Raw genomic sequence first — 7258 nt, forward strand, 5'->3', positions numbered from 1 at the left:
GCCCGCCGCAATCTGCAGCGGGTGGAACTCTTCACTCGGAGCCTGACTGGCGTTTAGTGCCGGTCCGCTAAAGCCACTGCTTGATCTGCCTTGCGACCTCGGCGGTCGAAATGCCGTAGCGGTCGTGCAGCGTCGGAAGTGCGCCGGCGTCAAGGAATTCGTCCGGCAATGCAATCTGGCGGAAAGGCGGATGGACGCCTGAACGCATCAGGAGTGCGGCGATCGCCTCGCCGAGACCGCCAATCGTCGTGTGGTTTTCGGCAACGACGACCAGCCGGCCTGACTTACCGGCTTCACGCAGTATCGCCTCGGCGTCGAGTGGCTTGATGGTCGGAACGTGGAGCACCGCGGCATCGACGCGGTCGTTCTTCAGAGTTTGCAACGCCTCGAGCGCACGCATTGTCATGATGCCGGACGAGATGATTAGAACATCCTTCCCGTCACGGATCAGCTTGGCCTTGCCGAGCTCGAACTTGTAGTCGTATTCGTCCAGCACGACCGGCACCTGGCCTCGCAGCAGGCGCATATAGACCGGGCCCTGATGCGCCGCGATCGCGGGCACCAGTTGCTCGATTTCATGAGCATCGCAGGGATCGATGACCGTCATGTTCGGCATGGCGCGAAACAGCGCAAGGTCCTCCGCGGCCTGATGGCTCGGGCCATAGCCCGATGTCAGGCCGGGCAGTGCACAGACGATCTTCACGTTGCGGTCTTCCTCCGCAATCGTCTGGTGAATGAAATCGTAGGCGCGCCGCGAGGCGAACACGGCATAGGTGGTCGCGAACGGCATGAAGCCTTCCGCGGCGAGGCCCGAAGCGGCGCCGAACAGAAGCTGTTCGGCCATGCCCATCTGGTAATAGCGGTCCGGAAATTCCTTCGCGAAGATGTGCAGGTCCGTGTATTTGCCAAGATCGGCCGTCATGCCGACCACATCGGGACGGCTGCGCGCGAGCTCGACGAGCGCGTGTCCAAACGGCGCCGGTTTCGTCTTTTGCCCCTCCGCCGCGATCGAAGCGATCATGGCTGAAGTCGTCAGGCGCGGCTTGCCCGGCTGGGGTGCTGATCTGACGGTCTTCATGCCTGCCTCCCGGCTTCCAGCGCGGCCAGGGCGAGCTGCCATTCGTGCTGCTCGACGCGGATGAAATGGTTCTTCTCGCGCTGCTCCAGGAAGTGAACGCCCTTGCCCATCAGCGTGTCGGCGACGATCATCCGCGGCTTGGGCGCGGGATGAGACTTGGCGGCATCGAACGCGGCAACGACGGCATCGAGATCATTGCCGTCGATCCGCTGCACGAACCAGCCGAAAGCCTGAAGCTTCTCGACCAGCGGCTCGAACGCCATCACCTGCGTGGAAGGACCGTCCGCCTGCTGATTGTTGACGTCGACGATGCCGATCAGATTGTCGAGCCTGTAATGGCCCGCCGACTGAATAGCTTCCCAGACCGCCCCCTCGTCGAGCTCGCCATCGGAGAACAACGTGTACACCCGCGCCTCGGATTTCTTGCGCTTGAGCCCGAGGCCCATGCCGACGGCGATGCTGAGCCCAAGCCCGAGCGAGCCGCCCGACATCTCCATTCCGGGCGTGTAGGAGCGCATGCCCGACATCGGCAGGCGGCTCTCGTCGCTGCCGTAGGTTTCGAGCTCGTCCTCGGGGACAATCCCCGCCTCGATCAAAGCCGCATAGAGCGCGATGGCGTAGTGCCCGTTTGATAATAGGAAGCGGTCGCGGTCTTCCCAGGAGGGATCTTCCGGCCGGTAGCGCATCGCGTGGAAATAGGCCACGGCGAGAACGTCCGAGATGTCCAGCGCCTGTGCGATATAGCCCTGGCCCTGGACCTCGCCCATGCGCAGCGCATTGCGGCGAATGTTGTAGGCGCGGTCCGCCAGCTTGGGCGTATTAGTGAGCGTTTCCATCGATCTGGACCTTGTCTTGCTGGCTCAGTGGATGAGCATGCCGCCGTTGACGTCGATCACGGCACCAGTCACGTAGGCGGAGAGATCCGAGGCCAGGAAGGTGTAAATGCCGGCGACGTCGTCTGCCGTGCCAAGACGATTGAGCGGAATGCCTTCCAGGATCTTCGCCGTCATCTCGTCGGTCAGCTTGCCCGCGGTGATATCGGTGCCGATCAGGCCGGGCGTTACGCAATTGACGCGGATGCCGTCCGCGCCGAACTCACGGGCCATCGCCTTGGCGAGACCGAGCACGCCAGCCTTGGCCGCCGAATAATGCGGGCCACCAAAAATTCCCCCTCCACGCTGGGCCGAAACCGACGACATGCAGGCGATCGATCCGGACTTGCGCACGCGCATGTGCGGGATCACCGCCTGGGAGAGGAACAGAATGCCCTTCAGATTGACGTCCTGAATGCGATCCCAATCAGCCGGCGAGATATCCAGGAACTTGACCGGCTGGGTGATGCCCGCATTGTTGATGAGGATATCGATGTTTCCGAAGGATTCGATCGCGCGAGCGACGGCCTGCTCGCAGGATGATTTGTCGGCGACGTCGCATCGCAGCGCAATGTGGGACTTGCCAAGCGATGCCGCGGTGTCCGCCGCCGCGCTCGCGTCAATGTCGAGAATGGCGACCCGAGCGCCCTCGGTAGCGAACCGGCGCGCCGTGGCAAGCCCGATGCCGCGCGGCGAGGCCGCGCCCGAAATGATGGCCGTCTTACCCCTGAGCAGCATCAGTTCCTCCCACTAATGTTTTTTCCTTGGCAAGACCAATGAACCGCGGACGCGCAACAGACAAACGCACAGTTGTCACGGATCGATGAATCTGGTTCACTTATGGGATGCTGTCGAATGTCCCGATATCGGCAATTCGCGCCTTTGAAGCCGCCGCCCGCACCGGATCCTTTCGCGATGCGGCGAATGAGCTTCACCTGACACCGAGTGCGGTCAGTCATGCCATCCGCAAACTGGAGGACACGCTTCGGACCGTTCTGTTCGAGCGCAGCGCGCGGTCAGTGCGGCTCACGCCAGCCGGCGAAAACCTGATGCGCCACACGGGAGCGGCATTTGATCAGCTCCGCCGTGGCCTCGAGGAAGTCGCCGCGCGCGGACCGCAATTGGTGCGCGTCCATTCGGCACCTAGTTTTGCTGCGCAGTGGCTGGCACCACGCCTCGCACAATTTCTCGCCGCCTATCCGAAGCTCGAAGTGCGGCTGGCTGCGAGCACGGACTACGCTCGCTTCAGCAACGATGATTTCGACATCGATATCGTCTACGGTCCGCCGCGGGCGGAGGGCGTGGAGGTTGTTCCTCTCCCCGAGGAAACGGTCACCCCGCTCTGCTCCCCTGCTCTCGCAAAATCGATAAGGAAGCCGGCCGATCTCCTCGATCAGACGCTGATCCGCTCCGACGTGAAGCAGGTGCAATGGCACCAATGGTTTACCGCCAACGGATTGGAAGCCCCCGCCCTGCACGGCATGAGGTTTGATCGCAGCTTTCTGGCAATCGCAACGGCCGCGGAGGGATTGGGAGTAGCGATGGAATCAACCCTTTTGGCCGAACGCGAACTGGCGAGCGGGCGACTGGTTGCGCCACTGGCAGGACGCGCCAAGGATATCCGCTACGTCGGCCATCGCCTGATCTACCCACGGGCCAGCCGACAGAGATCTGCGGTACGAGCCTTTGCAGATTGGCTCGTGGCGCAACTCGGTGGCGGGACCGCAGGTTCCGCGCACTAAGATCCAAGTCTGGCCGAGCATCGCCGACGCGCTTGAGGACGGAGAGATCGACGCCGCACAGGCGGTCTTTCGCGCCATGAACGAGTGCAACCACCTCGTCTGCCCGACGGCTCAACGCCGCCGGGCCGCCAAGCTGGTCGAGGAGAAGGGCGCCGCGATCGAGGGTACATCCGCTAGAACCCTGGCTCACGGCCCTTGATGGGCACCCTCACGACCCGGGCTGTGCCGGCATACGACCTCTGGGTCGCGGTCAACCAGATCCCCGAAGCCTACCGCAGTTTGATGCGCACGGTTGCGATAAGGCGGGCCTTACTTGCCTGGCTGCGCGCGCTCGAAATCAGGCAACGGACAGACGGGCCTTTTCATGGTGCACCTGCACTGCATCTTTATCGTCGGCCCCAGCTACTTCGAGCCTGGCAGCAAGGAATATCTCTCTTTTGAAAAGCTGCGCGCGGCTTGGAAGGCAAGCCTCGCGCCGACTACGACCCGATGGTCCGGATCGAGAAGATGCGCGGCGGCTTCGCGCCGCTGACCGTCACGGGTCGCAAGTCGCTGCAGGAAGCCCTCAAGTACTGCTTCAAGCCGGGTGCGATCTTCTACACGAAGGTCGGCGGAAGCCCCGCCATCGTGGGGTGCTCACACCCGCGAGCTGTTCGACCCCAACGATGGCAAAGGTTTGCGGTGGCTGCCCGACAACGAATCACAAGCGATTCATCCGTTTCAAGTTTTTTCGATCGGATCGCGGTCGAGCCAAGCATTTGTGGGTAATTGAAAGTCACCGGACGCGTACGCACGCCGAGGCACTCTTTGAGGAGGTCTCGCTGGATATGGCGCCGCACTGGCAGCCGACGCGGCAAACGACCTTGGACCGGTGATACGGCGGTTATCGTCGATGCCGTCCGCGTAGGCATGTCGGTCGCGCAACTCGTCTACTTGAAGAAGCCCGCGATGGCGGAAGCCGCCGAGCGGTTGCGGGCCGACAAGCGGTGGCTTCCGAACGTGCTGCGCTTGCCACAGCTGGCGATCGAGAAGAACTCTCCGCCGACATTCGTGCCGAATGCGATCTACTTCGCCTTCACGATGAGGGCGCCGATGGCAGCCTCTTCAATATGGCGGAATCTTAGCCCGGTAGCTTTGCGCCCCCGTCAACTACCAGCACTGGTGATTGATCGAGATGAGAGATAGGAGGACAATCGGATAACGAATGCTGGCCTGATCAAGCTCAGGTACAAAGACTCTCGCAGCGACCAAAGTCGGCTCTCGCAATGGACATAATGAGCTGACGTGTCAGCGGCAAAAGTACAGCATGCTCAGGTAGGATCCAGCAGAGTAACGCCCTGCGCCTTCTCGAGCCGTAGCAGATCAGAGAAGCACGCATCTACCGCGACGCTGGGTCATGCCGCTGCCGTTCACCGCAGCGGAGTTCTCCGTTGTATGGGATTAGCCGCGCGCAGCAGGAAATGGAGATGCCAGCAAACGAGAGAGGCTTTGAGAGATCGGTGATCCTGATCGACAATTTCGACTCCTTTACATTCAACATTGCCCAGATGGTCGGCGAGGTGAATGGTAGGGAAGTCATTGTCTTGGATAACACAGTGCCATGGAGCGAAATCCGCAAAATACCTCATGAGCGGATCATTCTCTCACCCGGCCCAGGAAGTCCTCAAAATTCCAAGGATGTCGGCTCAACGATGGATGTTTTGGCCGGGAGCGCCGTTCCGGTCTTGGGCGTGTGCTGGGACATCAATGCATTGCCCATTTTCATGGTGCATCCGTTGCCCGCGCACCAGAGCCGCTCCATGGCCGGATCCGCAGCATCACAACCTCCGGAAGGGGCCTATTCGAAGGGCTGCCGCGCTCTTTCAATGTGACCAGATACCATTCTCTGGCAGTGACAAGTGAGCTTCCGGAATGCCTTGAATGTAGTGCTATGTGTGAGGATGGCGTGATTATGGGGCTACGCCATCGGCAGGCGCCTCACTACGGTGTGCAGTTTCACCCGGAATCCATCTGCTCCCAATACGGACGAGAACTTTTTGCCAACTTCCTCTCTGATCTGTGCGCCTCGTCCGCGCCCCCATCCTCGCTCAGAGCACTGGCGGGGTCCTGAAATGAACGTCCCGCGCGCCAGCAACCTTCTCTTCAAGACGGCGACGTATAGGGCGAGAAGTTCAACGGCCTCATGCACCGCAAGCGCTGAGGATGTTTTCGTGCGTCTCTTTGGTGGTGCGCAGCCTGCTTTCTGGCTGGACAGCAGCATGCTGGTGCCCGGGGTGTCGCGGTGGTCCTTCATGGGAGGGCTTAGCGGGCCGGGCAGCTATCTGGGATGCTACGATGCAACTCGCCAGGAAATTGGGATCACTCGCGACGGCGAGGCATCACCAATGATCATCTCCAAATCGATTTTCGAATTTCTCGCCGTTAGACGTGCCGCGCACAAGCTGAAAGATCAGGCTGATGTGCAAGACATTCCCTTCAAAGGTGGCCACGTGGGCTATTTCGGCTATGAACTGAAGTCACTCACCTGCGGCGTCAGCTCACGACCATCGAAATATCCGGATGCAGTCTTCATCTTCTGCACAAGATTCCTCGCCTTTGATCATGAGAATGGCCGCATCCACATCGTTGCGCTCTATCCCGACATCGAGACAGGATTGTCCGACGATGCTGCCCTTTGGATCAGCAAGACCGAGCGGGAGATCCACGGCATTGAACCTGCTGCTGGCGTCTCCCCGTCCTCCCTCCACGCAAATCGGGGTCCAATTCAGTTCAAGCTTCGTCAGGACGGGTCCGATACTTGCAAAACATCGAAAAATGCCTTTCCAAGATCCGAGCTGGCGAGACCTACGAGATCTGTCTGACCAACGAGATCACCGTCGAGACAGAGATCGACCCGCTCAACCTGTAGCGAATCCTAAGGCGGAGAAATCCGGCCCCATACTCCGCTTTCCTCAGGCTTGGAGATATTTGCGTTGCCAGCTCTTCCCCGGAAAGATTCCTGCGGATCGATCGCAACCTCGTTGTCGAGACCAAGCCTATCAAGGGCATCGCGCCTCGACACGAAGTCCCGGACGAAGACGACCGGATCGCTGAAGAATTGCGCTTGGACGAGAAGAGCTGGGCCGAAAATCTCATGATCGTGGACCTCATGCGGAACGATCTTGGTCGCGTCTGCCGCATCGGAAGTGTTCATGTGCCAAGCCTCATGCACATCGAAAGCTACAAGACCGTGCACCAACTGGTCAGCACCATCCGTGGCGAATTGCCGTCACCCGAGGATGTCATCCGCTGTATTACTGCGAGCTTTCCGGGCGGGTCGATGACGGGCGCGCCTAGCACTACTTTGGCAGATTGTTGGGTTTGGGCTCTTTATTAGGATTCCCGAATCGATTTTTCAATGATTCATGGGTGGTCGGCTCTTGGAGGGCTGACCATGGCGGAATGGGAAGACGAACTCGAACGCTGGCTGAAGCCGTTCCTGGACCGGTTGGGTCATAAGACCCGGCAGCGGATGTGTCCCCTGTACGTTGCGGGATTGATCGGCCCGGGCGATCGCAAGAGCGTTC

Annotated in this window: 7 protein-coding genes and 3 pseudogenes; 7 read left to right on the forward strand and 3 right to left on the reverse strand. The window is 60.4% G+C overall.

The window, feature by feature from the left end; translation table 11 throughout:
• Positions 1–67: 67 nt before the first annotated feature.
• From I6F28_RS35135 to I6F28_RS35145, 3 genes are read right to left on the reverse strand one after another with little or no spacing between them, the layout of a single operon-like run.
• Entirely contained in the window at positions 68–1078 is a 1011-nt protein-coding gene (locus I6F28_RS35135) for a transketolase family protein (RefSeq protein ID WP_225143508.1), read from the reverse strand.
• Positions 1075–1914, reverse strand: a complete 840-nt coding sequence (locus I6F28_RS35140; protein ID WP_225143510.1) for a transketolase — start codon at positions 1912–1914, stop codon at positions 1075–1077. Before I6F28_RS35140 ends, I6F28_RS35135 begins: the two co-directional genes overlap by 4 nt.
• A 24-nt stretch (positions 1915–1938) precedes the next feature.
• Positions 1939–2688, reverse strand: coding sequence for an SDR family NAD(P)-dependent oxidoreductase (locus tag I6F28_RS35145; protein ID WP_225143512.1), 750 nt, complete (start codon positions 2686–2688; stop codon positions 1939–1941).
• A gap of 107 nt (positions 2689–2795) precedes the next feature.
• Here I6F28_RS35145 and I6F28_RS35150 point away from each other — a divergent pair, with 107 nt between their 5' ends.
• From I6F28_RS35150 to I6F28_RS35180, 7 genes and pseudogenes are all read left to right on the forward strand, one after another.
• On the forward strand, positions 2796–3692 hold the full coding sequence (locus I6F28_RS35150) for a LysR substrate-binding domain-containing protein (RefSeq protein ID WP_225143514.1): 897 nt from the start codon (positions 2796–2798) through the stop codon (positions 3690–3692).
• 456 nt (positions 3693–4148) lie between these two features.
• The gene (locus I6F28_RS35155; protein ID WP_225143516.1) at positions 4149–4460 is read left to right on the forward strand and encodes a protein rep; all 312 of its coding nucleotides are present in this window, start codon (positions 4149–4151) and stop codon (positions 4458–4460) included.
• A 141-nt stretch (positions 4461–4601) separates the two neighbouring features.
• A complete protein-coding gene (locus I6F28_RS35160; RefSeq protein WP_225143518.1) occupies positions 4602–4877 on the forward strand; it encodes a hypothetical protein in 276 nt (91 codons plus the stop codon).
• A 362-nt stretch (positions 4878–5239) separates the two neighbouring features.
• Positions 5240–5802, forward strand: a pseudogene (locus tag I6F28_RS37950) (anthranilate synthase component II).
• 100 nt (positions 5803–5902) lie between these two features.
• A complete protein-coding gene (locus I6F28_RS35170) occupies positions 5903–6553 on the forward strand; it encodes a hypothetical protein (protein ID WP_346656764.1) in 651 nt (216 codons plus the stop codon).
• A pseudogene (locus tag I6F28_RS37955) lies at positions 6490–7068 on the forward strand (chorismate-binding protein). The gene I6F28_RS35170 and the pseudogene I6F28_RS37955 overlap by 64 nt, the downstream one beginning before the upstream one ends.
• 21 nt (positions 7069–7089) lie before the next feature.
• A pseudogene (locus I6F28_RS35180) lies at positions 7090–7258 on the forward strand (IS701 family transposase); the annotation flags it as partial.

Source organism: Bradyrhizobium sp. NBAIM14, assembly GCF_020193895.1.
Lineage (GTDB): Bacteria > Pseudomonadota > Alphaproteobacteria > Rhizobiales > Xanthobacteraceae > Bradyrhizobium > Bradyrhizobium yuanmingense.